This window comes from Haloterrigena gelatinilytica (assembly GCF_013342145.1).
Lineage (GTDB): Archaea > Halobacteriota > Halobacteria > Halobacteriales > Natrialbaceae > Haloterrigena > Haloterrigena gelatinilytica.
Map to the genome: position 1 here is coordinate 4,093,038 of NZ_JABUQZ010000001.1, position 13,244 is coordinate 4,106,281.

The window sequence follows — 13,244 nt, forward strand, 5'->3', positions numbered from 1 at the left end:
TTTCCGTCGTCGAACGGCCGTCGATTTTTGCCGACGAAAACCCACGTGACTTATGGGTATTGCGACCCTGAACAGGGATAATGGCTACCACGGAGACGAAGGTGACCCGGTTGTTCGGTGGTCCGGGCAGCGGGAAGACTACTGCCCTGCTCGACCACGTCGAAGAGATCCTCGAGGAGGAGGGTGTAACCTTCCGGGATATCCTCGTCGTCTCGTACACGCGAGCGGCAGCACAGGAGGTTCGCGAGCGGCTGGCCGAGCGACTCGGCGAGAGTCCCCGCGCACTGCAGGGCAACGTCTGTACGATGCACGCGAAGGCCTACGAGCTGCTGGACCTCTCCCGAAGCGACGTCATCGGCGAGTCCGACAAGGAGGAGTTCTGCGAGGAGTACGGCATCGAGTACGAGGACGAGTACTCGGGCGCCGGTCGCCGAACCGCCCGATCGACGACGATCGGGAACAAGGTCATCGCGACCAGCCAGTGGCTCCAGCGGACCCGCCGGGACGTCACCGACTGGTACGACGTCCCCTTCCAGTGGAACGACGAAGAAGTGCGACTGCCGCCCGAAATCGACCCGAACGCCCAGGAGGGCAACAAGTACACCCCGACCTGGCCCAGCGACGACGATCGAATCGACGTTCCCGAGGCGATCCGCGCCTGGCGCTCCTACAAGGGCGAGGAGGGCAAGATCGGCTTCGCGGACATGCTCGAGCGGGTCGCACAGCGCTCCCTGCTGCCGAACGTCGACTTCCTGGTGATCGACGAGTTCCAGGACATCACCACGCTGCAGTACGACGTCTACGAGGAGTGGAAACCCCACATGCGGCAGGTGCTGATCGCCGGCGACGACGACCAGGTCGTCTACTCCTGGCAGGGCGCCGACCCCGCGCTCTTGCTCGACGAGCAGGTCGACGAGGACGTCATTCTCCCTAACTCCTACCGACTCCCCTCGAACGTCCTCAACGCGGTCAACAAGGAGATCCGTCACATCGAGACCCGACAGGACAAGGACCTCAAGCCCCGCAAGGAGGGCGGCGCCGTCGAGGCGCGAGCGAACGCGTCGATGCTCGACGTCGTCCGGAACGTCCGGCGGACGCTCGATCAGACCGACGGCACCGTCATGATCCTGTTCCGGGCGCGCTACCAGATGTTCCAGTTCATCGACGAGTTCATCACCGAGGGCGTGCCGTTCACGTCGCTGACCGACCAGCGGATGTGGACCGACCGGCTCACCCAGTACGTCCGCGCCGTCGAAGCCATCGACGAAGGCAGGGACGTCACCGGTCTGCAGGCTCGGCGGCTCGCCGACATGCTCCAGGAGTCGGCGTTCGGGACCAACGAGCGCGACGACCTCTTCGACACCATCGACGACCGCCAGGAGGAGGCCGGCATCGACGACTTAGCGGAGCTCATGATCCCCGCCGACGTCGTCGCGGACCACGTGCCGTTCATGCCCGGCCCCGCGTCGGCGGCTGACATGGTCCGGAAGGTGACTAACTTCCAGAAGAAGAGCGTCCGCTCGTACTTCGCGATCGGCGAGTACCTCGGGATGGAGACCGACCGCGTCCGCGTCGGCACCATCCACTCCGCGAAGGGTCGCGAGGCCGACCACGTCATCGTCGGCACCGACCTCACCGAGAAGGTCGTCGAGCAGATGGTCGCGACCGTCGACGACCCCGAGGACGTCCCCGGCTGCGAGGAGTTCACCAAGAACACGTCGCCGGTCCCCGTCCTGACCGACAACGAACGCCGCGTCTTCTACGTCGGCATGTCCCGGGCCCGGGAACGGCTCGTCCTCCTCGAGAACTTAGTCGACGGCGCGCCGACGCTGCCGATCGACGTCCTGCTCAACAACCGGCTGACCGATATGCCCCTCGAGGACCTGATCGAGCAGGCCCAGCAGCCCCAGGACGCCGAGTCCGACGACAACGAGGTCGAAGCCGAAGCGCCGTGACCGACGCCGACTCGACCGCGAACGACGCGGTCGACACTGCCGCACCCGTCGACAGCGTCGCCGAACGCCTCGAGTCGCGTCTCGCCGACGCCCTCGAGCGCCGCGACGCCGTCGCGTTCGTTCACGTCGGGTTTCCGCGCGATCCGGGGCTCCGGTACTGTCAGGTGGCGCTCGAGGAGCTCGAAAAAATCGAAGACCAGCCGCCGGCTGAGCGGAATCAACTGCTCTCGGCCGTCGCGTTCGAGGGTGACGCCCGCGAGTGGCACGCGGCCACGGCCGCCGACGCGTCGACCCATCCCGCTCGAGCGCTCGCCTCGCAACTGGCCGATCGCGTCACTGGCGGGACGGTTCTGACGCCGGCGCGGCTCCCCCACGACGCCGCGCTCTACCTCGAGGAAGCCGGCTTCGAACCGGCCTCGACGGACGTCCTCGAACGCGCTCGCGCGGCGAAGACGCCGGCCGAACGCGAGCGGATCGCCGCCGCCCAGACCGCCGCGGGCGCCGGCATCCGTCGAGGGGCCGCACTGCTCGCGGACGCGACGATCGAGGACGGCCACCTCGTGGCCGACGGCGACGCCGTGACTCCGTCCCGGCTCCGGACGGCGATCGACGAGGGCGTCGTGGCAGCGGGTGCGTTTCCCGCGAGCAACACCGTCGTCAATCCCGATCCCGGGCACGCGCCCTCGAGTCGCGACGCGACCGTCGCCGCTGGCGGCGCCGACGCGGCCGACGAACCGCTCCGCCCCGCCGAGCCGATCGTCCTCGAGACGGCGCCCCGCGGTCCGGGCGGCTATCACGGGGGGCTCGTCCGCACGCTCGTCGTCGACGGCGACGGCGGTCGGGAGCGGCGGGCCCACGTCGGCGCGACCCAGTCGTTTCGCTCCGCGGCGGCGATGCTGACCGCCGACGCCGAATCGGTCACCGCCGTCGAGGCCGATCTCGAGGCCGAGGTCCGCGCGTTCGGCTTCGAGGACCCAGACGCCGTCGCGACGCGGGTCGGCGGCATCGGGCTCGAGCCTCGCGAGCGACCGCTCGCGGGCGGGGACGAGATCGAGCCCGGGAGCGTCGTGCGACTCGAGTCGGCGGTGCGGGTCGAGGGGGACCAATGGCTGCGGATCGCCGACCTCCTCGCGAAAGGCGACCCCGGGGAGCGAGCGACCTATCTGACGGCGCCATCCCGCTCGCTCGAGCCGCGGGCGTTGCTCGAGGAGTAGCGGCCACCGGCGCGCTCAGTGGGTATCGTTGGAGTCGGTTATCGAGCGCTCGTCGGTCGCGTCGCCGTCTGCGTCCGCTTCGGAACTAGTTACTCGAGCGTAAACGCTCAGGACGCCCTCGACTACGAAGTTGACGGCGTGAATAAGTCCGAGAACGAGGTCCGACATCTATCGGTCCGATAGTCGCTCCAGCGGAATAACTGTTGATATATGAACACTACTTCCGTTCGTCCTCGGGAGTCACGTCCACGATATCGCGGTCCTCGTCCTCGGATTCCGGTTCGCTGACGACCGATCCGACGACTCGTTTGGCGGCCAGTTCGGGGAGGTCCGACGGCGTCGTCATGTGATGCTGGATGACGACGAGCAACACCGCGAGGGTGACCAGGATCGCGCCGACGAGCGTGTTCCCGTCGATCAGGAACTGGATTCCGGCCATGGCGGCGGGAAGCGCGAAGACGAGCGTCCCCGCGAGTTTGATCGTGTCGATGATACCGGCCATTACCCCGGCGTACGCGCGATGCGGTCAAAAGCGCGGCGACTCCGTCACCGCCGTCGGCGACCCTCGAGTCGCCACAGAACTGGAACGAGTTCCGAGTTCGGAACGGCTTTACCCGTCGACTCGGACCTTCGAGTATGTTCACGGGAATCGTCGAGGAGACCGGCGAGATCGTCGCCCGCGAGCGGACCGACGACGGCCTCCGGCTCCGCATCGGCGCCGACGCGGTCGCGACGGGCCTCGAGCACGGCCAGAGCATCAGCGTCAGCGGCGTCTGCCTGACGGTCGAACGCTTCGAGACGGGCGCGTGGTTCGAGGTCTTCCTTGCGACCGAGACGGTCGAGCGGACCTATCTGGGGACTCTCGAGGAGGGAGATATCGTCAACCTCGAGCGAGCGATGCCGGCCGACGGCCGGTTCGACGGCCACGTCGTCCAGGGCCACGTCGACGCGGTCGCGACGGTGACGGAAATCGAGTCCGTGGAAGAGGACTGGTTCTTCGAGTTCGAACTGCCCGAGGGGTACGCGAAGTACGTCGTCGAGAAGGGATCGATCACGCTCGACGGGATCAGTCTCACCGTCGCCGATCTAGACGAAGGCGTTGCGTCTTCGACGCAACGAGACCGAGGCGGTGAAACCGCCGAGGCCGCGGGACGGGTGACCGTCGCCATCATCCCGACGACCTACGACCTCACGACGCTCTCCGAGAAGTCGGTCGGCGATCGGGTCCACCTCGAGGTCGACGTCCTCGCGAAGTACGTCGAACGGCTGCTCGAGGCCCGGTTCGAGTAACGAATTCGGCGACGGCTCTCATCGCAAGGAGCCCCCACAATTCCTCGTATCCAGCGTCGATCTACTGATCGAGTTCTGTTCGGAACCGGTCGAACGAAGCTCCGAGCGATTAGCTCCGCAACAGCCCGCCGTCGATCGGCACCGAAGCGCCGTTGACGAAACTCCCGCGGGGACTCGAGAGCAGCGCCACGACGTCGCCCAGTTCGCGGGGCTCGCCGAGGCGGTCCATCGGGATGTCGCTCGACATGTCCGCCAGCCCCTCCTCGTAGTCCTCGTAGACGCCGCGCTCGATGTTCGCCTCGATGAGTTCCTCGATGCGGGGCGTCTCGATCGTTCCCGGGAGGACCGCGTTCGCACGGATCTCGGGCGCGAACTCCCGCGAGACGGTCTTGACGAGGCCGATCACGCCGCGGCGAACGGAGTTCGACAGCAGGAGCCCGTCGGACACCTCGCGGACCGTCCGGGACGTGATGCAGGTGATCGTGCCGTAGTCGGACTCGAGGAGGTGCTCGTGGGCGTTCTCGATCGTCCAGACGACGCTCATCACCAGCAGATCGTAGGCCTGGTACCAGTCCTGTTCGTCGGTCTCGAGGAAGGTGGTGCTCGGCGGACCGCCCGAGGAGGTGACGAGGTGGTCGATCCCGCCGAAGGCGTCGGCCGTCTCGCTGACGAGGTGGGAGACCTCGTCGGGATCCGTGAGGTCGGTCGGCGTCGCCCGGACCTCGCCGTCGCCCACCTCGGCGAGTTCCTCGCGGGCTTCCTCGAGTCGCTCCTCGTCGCGGCCGCAGATCATCACGTTCGCGCCCTCCTCGGCGAGGGCCTCGGCGCTCGCGAAGCCGAGCCCGCTCGAGGAGGCCGTCACCAGTGCGCTGTTCCCGTCGAGTTCGAGGTCCATGCGCGTGTCAACGGCCACGGGGTACAAAATCCCGGTGTCAGTGGCAAGGGAGCCACGAGAAGTCAGTCGTGGCGCGACGGGGTCGGCCGGCCGTTCAGTCCGCGCCCAGCCGCTCGAAGTAGATCGCCCGTCGCTCGTCGGCCGCGGGCGTCGTGACCAGCGAGACGGCGACGGTGACGAGCAGCCCGACGCCCATGCCGACGATGCCGGCCGTCCAGCCCATGTACGTGCCCCGGAGCACCAGCGTGAGGAGGCCGATCAGGAGCGGGATCAGCTCGCCGAGTATCGGGACGATCGTCATGAACTCGAGGGCGGCGACGATCGGCTCGAGGAAGAGGTTGCCGAGGTAGAACGCCTGGCTGAGCAGGATTCCGGCGGTGATGCCGGTCCGCGTCGTCCGACGCCAGTAGAGGGCCACGAGCACGGGCAGGGCGAGTTGCGCGAAGCCGCTGAAGGCCGCGTCGCCGAGTTCGAACAGCGTCCCGGGCGTGACCAGACTCGCGACGAACGCGGTGCTGGCGAAGATCACGACGCCGGAACGCGCGAGGAAGTCTTCGCGGCGCTCCGAGATAGAGCGGTCGACGAACGGACGGTAGAGGTCTCGCGTGAAGTACGACGACCCCGACAGCAGCATCGAGTCCGAAGAGGACATCATCGCGGCCATCGCGCCGGCGATGACCAGCGCGGCGAACCAGGTCGGCGTGTACGCCGCGAGGACGGCCGGGAGGACGTTTTCGCCCTCGGGGACCGCCACCTCGAGGCCGGCGGCCCACGCGCCGAGCATGAACGAGGGGACGAACAGCAGGACGCAGAGGATCGGCCACAGCGCGAAGGAGCGCTTGAGCACCGTCTTCGAGCCGGCGGCGAAGAACCGCTGGTTGACCTGCGGGAACATCGCGACCCCGAAGCCGATCGTGATCGCCGTCGAGAGCATCCACTGTGGCGTGTAGTAGTCGCTGCCCAGCGAGAGGAAGTCGGCGGTCGCTGCCGTCGAGGCGACGGCCTCGGTCGCGGCGCCGGGACCGCCGACGGCGGATAGCACCCAGATCGTCGCGACCCAGGTGGTAACGAGCATGAACGCGCCCTGCAAGGTGTCGGTCCAGGCGATCCCGCGCATTCCGGCGACGACGACGTAGAGGATCATGAACGCGGTGATCAGTCCCGCGCCGGCGGCGTAGGGGATCGCGCCTTCGGTCAGCGACTGCAACGCGGTCCCGGCGCCGACCTGCTGGAGCATCACGTACGGGAAGAGGTACAACAAACTGATGCCGGCGATCAGCCCGCGGAGTCGCTTCGAGCCGAATCGATCGCCGAGCATCTCGCCAGATGAAGTCCGGTCGGTCATGCGGTAGGCGACCAGCCCGACGGCCAGCGCCAGTAGCAGGTAGCCGACGATGATCCCCAACTGTAAGGCGACGCTCACGGCCGGTCACCTCCCGTTGCCGGTCGCGACGACCGATCTCCGTGCTCGAGGCCCGAGGTCTCCGACCCGTTCGCGTCGCTCGAGTCGCCCTCGCGTCCGGGTTCGATGCCGATGCCCCACGCTCGCTGGGCGAATAGCCAGAAGACGACGGACGCGAGTCCCATCCAGCCGACGTGCCACCAGAGCCACAGCGGCAGGCCGGCGACGACCGTCGAATCGCCCCAGAGGAACCACGGGACCGCCAGCGCACAGAGGACGGTCCCGACCGCCGTCCACCCCAGGAGTTGCAGTCGACGCATACCCGAGTGTTCGGCCCGACGTTGGTAACAGTTTCCCTTCAACCATTGCGATTGAAGACGTTTTGTTATCGACGCCTCGAGAGGGCTCTCCGCCGGCCGTTTCGCACTCAAATCGCTCTTTGACAGCACAAGTCACCGGTTATCCGAAGGTAAAATCGCTCTTTCAGACAGGACAAAACGTATAGTAATCGCCGCGCGAGTACGAAGCGAACCACATGGCCCGGCTGTTCCCGTTTCGCTCCGAGCCCGCCGAAACCGAGGGCCAGCCGCGGATCGTCGGCCTCGAGGGCGAGGACGCAGACGCGGTGTTCAGCGCGCTCTCCTCGACGACGGCCCGCCGGATCTACGCGCGCCTCGACGAGGAGCCCGCGACGCCCAGCGACGTCGCTGAGGCCATCGACTCCTCGATACAGAACGTCCGCTACCACCTCGAGAACTTGGAGGAGGCGGGGCTCGTCGAGGTCGTCGACACCTGGTACTCCTCGCGGGGCAACGAGATGAGCGTCTACGCGACGACCGACGGGCCGCTGATCGTCACGAACGACGAGTCGACGGCCAGCCGGCTTCGCGAGGCTCTCTCGCGGTTCGTCGGCGGGGTCGCGCTGCTCGCCGCCGGCGGCCTGTTCGTCCAGTACTCCCTCACGCGGTGGGCCGAGTCGGTGACGGAGTCCGCGCCCGCCGAGACGGCGCCGACGGGCGCTGCCGGGGACGAGGGCGACGGACCGAACGGCGGCGAAACGAGCGGCGACCGAACGGACGCGGACGGAGACGGTGGCGGAACGGGAGCCGCCGAGGAGCAGTCGGACGACCTCGGAATCGCCAGCAACGAGACCGGCGGCGACAGCGCGCCGAGTCTCGACGGCAACGGGTCGAGCGAGAACGCGACTGACAACGAGACCGTCGACGCGGCGGCCGACGGCGCCGCGGACGTGGCCGACGCGATCTTCGACGTCGCGCCGCCCGGACTGCTCTTCTTCCTCGGCGGCCTGCTCGTCTTGCTCGCCGTCACGGCCTACTGGTACTGGTACTGGTATCGCCCGGCGTACTGAGTCCCGCTCGAGGCGACTCGAGGACGTTCCGATCGCCGGCCAGTCGACCTCTGCCGGCGGCCGATTCGATCCTCGGCGTTCTGCAAGGTCAACAGCTATTTCCCCGTCACGATCCAAAACCTACATAAATCGATCGCGATCCCGACCGCGGGACCGCGCAGCGAGGACAGATCTATGGAAGACACGTCGAAATATCTCATCCACGCCGATGTTACGGCCGAGGGCGTCGTCGAGCGGAGCGACGTCGTCGGCGCGATCTTCGGTCAGACCGAAGGCCTGCTCGGCGACGAACTCGATCTCCGCGACCTCCGCCAATCGCAGAAAGTCGGACGCATCGACGTCAGAAATCGTCAGCACGGGCGGCCAGTCTCAGGTCACCTCACCATCGCGACCAGCCTCGACAAGGTCAGAAACCGCGACGCTCGCCGCCGCCCTCAGACACGTCGAAATATCTCATCCACGCCGATGTTACGGCCGAGGCGTCGTCAGCGGAGCGACGTCGTCGGCGCGATCTTCGGTCAGACCGAAGGCCTGCTCGGCGACGAACTCGATCTCCGCGACCTCCGCCAATCGCAGAAAGTCGGACGCATCGACGTCGAAATCGTCAGCACGGGCGGCCAGTCTCGGGGTCACCTCACCATCGCGACCAGCCTCGACAAGGTCGAAACCGCGACGCTCGCCGCCGCCCTCGAGACGATCGATCGGGTCGGCCCCTGCCGGGCCGACCTCGAGGTAACCGAAATCGAGGACGTCCGCGCGGCCAAGCGAAAGGCGGTCGTCGACCGCGCGAAGGAACTGCTCCAGACGGGGTTCGACGACAGCGTGATGTCCTCCGAGGAGATCCTCGCGGAGGTCCGCCAGCACGTCCGCGTCGAGGACATCACCGAGTACGAAGGCCTCCCCGCCGGCCCCCGCGTGACCGACAGCGACGCGATCATCGTCGTCGAGGGCCGTGCCGACGTCCTCACCCTCCTCAAGTACGGCGTCAAGAACGCCATCGCGGTCGAGGGAACCAACGTCCCCGACGCGGTGGCCGAACTGACCCACCACCGCACGGTCACTGCCTTCCTCGACGGGGACCGGGGCGGCGACCTCATCCTCGAGGAACTCTCCCAGGTCGGCGACGTCGACTACGTCGCGTTCGCGCCGGCCGGCGAGTCCGTCGAGGATCTCGACCACCACCAGCTGTTCACCGCCCTGCGGAACAAGGTCCCCTACGAGACCGTCTCGGGGATGAACGAGCCCCGCGAGGCCGTCGCCGCGACCGACGGCAGTTCGACCCCGGCCCCGGCGCCGACCGAGTCGGCGACCGACCGCGACGCCGACGACTCGTCGCAGGCGATCGACGGTCCCGCGACGTCGCCGCCCGAGACGGCGAGTCCATCGGCGCCGACGGGCGACGCGGACGGCGAGGATGAGACCGTCGACGACGGTGCCGTCCGCGACGTCTCAGACGCGTCGGCCTCGGTCGAGACCGGTTCCGACGCGGCCGCTGGGGACGATACCAGTGGCGCCGACGCCGAACCCGAGACCGTCTACGGTCACGCGACGGCGATCGTCCGGCGGAACACCGGCCGCGTCCGCTTTCTCGACGCCGACGGCGACGCCGTCGACGAGGCCGACGCGAGCGAAGCCTACGACACCCTCGAGGGACTCGAAACGGCGCCGGCAACGATCGTCCTCGACGAGATCCTCGACCAGCGACTGCTCGACCTCGCGGCGGACCGCGGCGTCGAGCGGATCGTCGCGCGCTCGCTGGGGCAGTTCACCAAGCGACCGACCGGCGTTCAGATCCACGCGATCGACGAGATCGCGGACGAACCGCCGAACACGGAGTAGCGGCCGCCGTCGGGTCGCCCCGGTCGGCCTCGAGACGCGGTCCGACCCCGATTCTCGAGTCGCCCGTCTCGTCCCCAAGACTGAAGGTGTTACTGAATGACAATTCGGAGAAGATGGAGACAGCAGCGCTCGAGTCGGTCTCTGCACTCTGGATCGGGAAGTTCCTCGCGGCCGTCGTCGTCGGGCTCGGTATCGGCACGCTCGTACCGCCGGAGCCCGTCGCGGTTCCGGCCGTCGGCACCGTCTCCGGACTGCTGGTCGGGAGTGGCGCCGTCGTCGTCGGGAGCGGCCTCTACCTGTGGATTCGACGGTCGACTGGCGACCGTGGCTGCGGCGACTCCTGTGGCCGTTAACGCGGCCCGTGCGAGTCTCCCAGCGAACGGGACTCAGGCGAGTAATTGATATGCCGATAGCGCCGAGCGGTCGGTAATGGCACCGCCGGTAACAGCTGCGCTCGCGTTGCTCGGCGTCTGGATGCTCACGATCTTCTGGGCGACCGCTGCCAGCGCCACCGGGCAGGCGCGCGCCGACGACCGACTCGACCGCATCGTTCCCGACAGTCGGCTCGACGACCTCGAGGCGTCGACCGAGAGAACCGCCGAGCGCTCGTTCCGTACCGCCGACGACTGAGGCCAGTCAGTCGCGGTCGAGCGGATGGACCGTCTCGTTTTCGCGCTTCTCGTCGCTCGTTGTTCTCCTCAGCCGAGCACGGCAAACGACAGGACCAACAGTGCACAGACCAGCGCGCCCGAGAGCGTCGCGAGGAAGTTGACGCTCTGGTTGCCGAGCACCCGTCCCTCGAGGGTCGCGCCCAGCAGGCTGTCGACGGTCATGCCGACGACGCCGGCGGCGACGATGATCGCCGCGCCGACGGTCGTGACCGCGTCGAAGAGGCCGTAGGAGATGCCGGCGACGACAGCGGCGCCCGCGACGCCGGCGATCTCTCCCTGCCAGGTGACGCCGCCGTCGGTGCCGGGTTCGACGGGCTCTAAGGTGGTGATCAGCCGCGGCGTCTCGAAGACGCTGCCGATCTCGCTCGAGAGGGTGTCGCTCATCGCCGTGGCGACGGAGCCGGCGAAGGCGAACAGAAACAGGCTCGGTTCCGGATCGCCGGGCAACAGCGTCGCCGAACTGGCCGCGTAGCCCAGGACGGCCCCGAGCGCGACGGCGGCGTTACCGAGGACGTTCCCGCTGCCACGGGCGCCGTTGTTGTCCTCGGCGACGCCGCGTTCGGCCTTCTCCTCGTAGCGGTACTTCGAGGAGAGGCCGCCGATGGCGAAAAAGGAGATGAGGACGGCGAACCAGCCGTAGCCGCCGAGGACGATCGTCAACAGCCCCAGTAGGATCCCGGTGAGCATCCCCGCGATCGAGGCCGTCTCGAGGGCGTAGGAGACGTAGCCGAAGGCGACGGTGATCGCGAGCGCGGCGACGATCTCGCTCCCGGTGAGGGCCAGCGCCGGCTCGAGCTCCGCGAGCAGCCAGCCGAGGAGGCCGACGGTGAGCATGACGACGGGATCGTCGTTCGCGAACAGGATGTCCCGGAGCAGCGACGCCAGCAACGCGCCGCTGGCTCCGAGGAAGAGCATCGTCGGCAGCGCCGGCGACAGCGACTCGAAGGCGGCGCCGTCGGCGATCGAGCGCGCCGCCGACTGGCCGACGACGGCGGCGACGGTCGCGACGACGCAGAAGGCCGCCGTGTGGACGACGTCGCGGTCGGTCCACTGGTGGGCGAGTTGCTCGGCGAGGTTCCCGTACCCGACCAGCAGAACGGTCCCGACGAAGACCGCGATCGACATCGACGTCGTGACCGCGATGAGGCCGAGCGTGGTCCCCGCGAGCACGAGCGTGACGATGCCGTAGAGGCGCCCCGCCTCGTAGTCGCTCGGATAGGCCAGCAGTTCGAAGAGCGGCCCGTCGGTCACGGCGAGCGCCCCGAGGACCGCGACGGCGGCGATCGCGGCCCCGACCCGCGGGTTGCCGAGCGGAACGGCGAGTGCGAGCGTACAGAGGGCAGCAAACACGCCTGCTCGCCGAACAGGTGCTGTCACGATATCGAGTCCTTTCTGTGGCGTTCACTTGAACCTTCGTGAACTTCGCTGTGGCCGTTCTGCCCCGCCTCACCGGGTTGTTACGTCGGAACCTCTCCGTTCGGACGACCGACCGGTCGGCTACAGGCGGGTCGATCGCCGGCCGGGGCGAGGAATCGCTACCCGCGAAAACCCGAAACCGGTATGGGGTCGGACGGGAAACTCACTGCCGTGGGTCTGTACGAACAGTATCTCAGCCTCCGCATCCGTCGCCACGACGGCGAGCTCCCCGACCACATCGCGCTCGTCATCACCGAGCGCGACCTCCTCGAGCGGGACGCTTACGGGACGCTGACGGACTTCTTCGCGTGGGCCTTCGAGTACGCCACCCAGCTGACCGTCTACGTCAGCGTCCTCGACGCCGCGGCGGTGCCGGCCCTGCGACGCGAGCTCGAGACCCTCGAGGCGCCCCGCGAAGTGGCCGTCCGCGGTCCCGACGATCGAACGCCGGCGGAAGCGCCCATTCGCATCGGAATCGGTCTGGGCGGGAAACACGAGTTCACCAGCGCGGTCCGGACGCTCGCGGAACACGTCGAGGACGGGCAACTGGCGCCCAAGGAGATCGACGACGAGCGGGTCGAGAATCACCTCGTTTTCCCCTCCGAGCCCGACCTCGTGATCAAGACCGGCGCCGAGCGGCTCTCGGATTTCATGATCTGGCAGTCGGTCTACTCGGAGCTGTACTTCACGGACGTCAACTGGCGGGACTTCCGCAAGCGGGACTTCCTGCGGGCCGTCCGGGAATATTGTAACCGCTCGCGTCGGTTCGGCCGTTAACGGCGCCGGTCGTCGCCGTCCGGCAGCGTTCCCAGCGGCTCCTCGAGCGCGACGACGGGGCCCGACAGATGGACGGTCTCGGACCGGATATCGTACTCGAGCAGCCCGTAGTCCTCGAGTTTCGGCAGCGTCGCGTGAACGAGCGTGATGCGGACCGCCGCCCGGGTTCGCTCGTCGTCGACCGCGGCGACGTCGGCCGCCAGTCGATCGAGCGAGACCGGCGGGTCACACCGCGACAGCACCCGAAGCGCGATCCGCGTCCGCGAACTCCCGAGCAGGGTTGCAGCCGCCTCTATCGAGCAATTCGTCACTTGCGCGAGCCGCTCGATGTCGACGACGCTGCCAGCTACTACCATGGTTATTATTTTTCCACACATATCGGTAAAATTTTTGGGGTCGCGGCGGCTCCCTATTGC

The 13,244-nt window shown here is 67.8% G+C and carries 14 protein-coding genes and 2 pseudogenes; 9 read left to right on the top strand and 7 right to left on the bottom strand.

Annotation, left to right across the window (positions count from 1 at the left end):
- The first annotated feature begins 80 nt into the window (after window positions 1-80).
- Together HTZ84_RS20260 and HTZ84_RS20265 are read left to right on the top strand one after the other, a co-directional pair.
- Window positions 81-1,955: a UvrD-helicase domain-containing protein gene (locus HTZ84_RS20260; protein WP_174682318.1), complete on the top strand. Its 1,875-nt coding sequence runs from the start codon at window positions 81-83 to the stop codon at window positions 1,953-1,955.
- The gene (locus tag HTZ84_RS20265; protein WP_174682319.1) at window positions 1,952-3,169 is read left to right on the top strand and encodes a M24 family metallopeptidase; all 1,218 of its coding nucleotides are present in this window, start codon (window positions 1,952-1,954) and stop codon (window positions 3,167-3,169) included. Before HTZ84_RS20260 ends, HTZ84_RS20265 begins: the two co-directional genes overlap by 4 nt.
- A gap of 15 nt (window positions 3,170-3,184) precedes the next feature.
- On the opposite strand, the gene HTZ84_RS20270 is transcribed toward HTZ84_RS20265, so the two are convergent.
- Window positions 3,185-3,337, bottom strand: a complete 153-nt coding sequence (locus HTZ84_RS20270; protein WP_174682320.1) for a hypothetical protein — start codon at window positions 3,335-3,337, stop codon at window positions 3,185-3,187.
- Between the two features lie 49 nt (window positions 3,338-3,386).
- Window positions 3,387-3,671, bottom strand: coding sequence for a DUF7533 family protein (locus tag HTZ84_RS20275; protein ID WP_174682321.1), 285 nt, complete (start codon window positions 3,669-3,671; stop codon window positions 3,387-3,389).
- Window positions 3,672-3,805: 134 nt separating this feature from the next.
- Here HTZ84_RS20275 and HTZ84_RS20280 point away from each other — a divergent pair, with 134 nt between their 5' ends.
- Window positions 3,806-4,459: a riboflavin synthase gene (locus HTZ84_RS20280; protein ID WP_174682322.1), complete on the top strand. Its 654-nt coding sequence runs from the start codon at window positions 3,806-3,808 to the stop codon at window positions 4,457-4,459.
- A gap of 109 nt (window positions 4,460-4,568) precedes the next feature.
- Here the strand turns inward: HTZ84_RS20280 and HTZ84_RS20285 are convergent, their stop codons facing one another.
- From HTZ84_RS20285 to HTZ84_RS20295, 3 genes are all read right to left on the bottom strand, one after another.
- Window positions 4,569-5,354 (bottom strand): SDR family oxidoreductase, encoded by a 786-nt coding sequence (locus HTZ84_RS20285; RefSeq protein ID WP_174682323.1) that lies wholly within the window; start codon window positions 5,352-5,354, stop codon window positions 4,569-4,571.
- A gap of 94 nt (window positions 5,355-5,448) precedes the next feature.
- Window positions 5,449-6,777: a sodium:solute symporter family protein gene (locus HTZ84_RS20290; protein WP_174682324.1), complete on the bottom strand. Its 1,329-nt coding sequence runs from the start codon at window positions 6,775-6,777 to the stop codon at window positions 5,449-5,451.
- The gene (locus HTZ84_RS20295; RefSeq protein WP_174682325.1) at window positions 6,774-7,076 is read right to left on the bottom strand and encodes a DUF3311 domain-containing protein; all 303 of its coding nucleotides are present in this window, start codon (window positions 7,074-7,076) and stop codon (window positions 6,774-6,776) included. Before HTZ84_RS20295 ends, HTZ84_RS20290 begins: the two co-directional genes overlap by 4 nt.
- A 215-nt stretch (window positions 7,077-7,291) precedes the next feature.
- On the opposite strand from HTZ84_RS20295, the gene HTZ84_RS20300 reads away from it, so the two are divergent.
- The 5 genes and pseudogenes from HTZ84_RS20300 (at window position 7,292) to HTZ84_RS20320 (ending at window position 10,594) form a co-directional block, all read left to right on the top strand.
- A complete protein-coding gene (locus HTZ84_RS20300) occupies window positions 7,292-8,125 on the top strand; it encodes an ArsR/SmtB family transcription factor (protein WP_174682326.1) in 834 nt (277 codons plus the stop codon).
- 174 nt (window positions 8,126-8,299) lie between these two features.
- Window positions 8,300-8,561: pseudogene (locus tag HTZ84_RS23300) on the top strand (DNA primase DnaG); the annotation flags it as partial.
- A gap of 19 nt (window positions 8,562-8,580) precedes the next feature.
- Window positions 8,581-9,964: pseudogene (gene dnaG / locus HTZ84_RS20310) on the top strand (DNA primase DnaG).
- Between the two features lie 113 nt (window positions 9,965-10,077).
- The gene (locus HTZ84_RS20315; protein WP_174682327.1) at window positions 10,078-10,317 is read left to right on the top strand and encodes a hypothetical protein; all 240 of its coding nucleotides are present in this window, start codon (window positions 10,078-10,080) and stop codon (window positions 10,315-10,317) included.
- Between the two features lie 76 nt (window positions 10,318-10,393).
- Window positions 10,394-10,594, top strand: coding sequence for a hypothetical protein (locus HTZ84_RS20320; protein ID WP_174682328.1), 201 nt, complete (start codon window positions 10,394-10,396; stop codon window positions 10,592-10,594).
- Between the two features lie 68 nt (window positions 10,595-10,662).
- Here HTZ84_RS20320 and HTZ84_RS20325 read toward each other — a convergent pair whose 3' ends face one another.
- A complete protein-coding gene (locus HTZ84_RS20325) occupies window positions 10,663-12,012 on the bottom strand; it encodes a DUF92 domain-containing protein (protein ID WP_174682329.1) in 1,350 nt (449 codons plus the stop codon).
- Window positions 12,013-12,222: 210 nt separating this feature from the next.
- Here HTZ84_RS20325 and HTZ84_RS20330 point away from each other — a divergent pair, with 210 nt between their 5' ends.
- A complete protein-coding gene (locus HTZ84_RS20330; protein ID WP_174682330.1) occupies window positions 12,223-12,828 on the top strand; it encodes an undecaprenyl diphosphate synthase family protein in 606 nt (201 codons plus the stop codon).
- Here HTZ84_RS20330 and HTZ84_RS20335 read toward each other — a convergent pair.
- Window positions 12,825-13,184 carry a DUF7344 domain-containing protein gene (locus HTZ84_RS20335; protein WP_174682331.1) on the bottom strand — a complete coding sequence of 120 codons (360 nt, stop codon included), beginning with the start codon at window positions 13,182-13,184 and terminating at the stop codon, window positions 12,825-12,827. The genes HTZ84_RS20330 and HTZ84_RS20335 overlap by 4 nt on opposite strands.
- Between the last annotated feature and the right edge of the window lie 60 nt (window positions 13,185-13,244).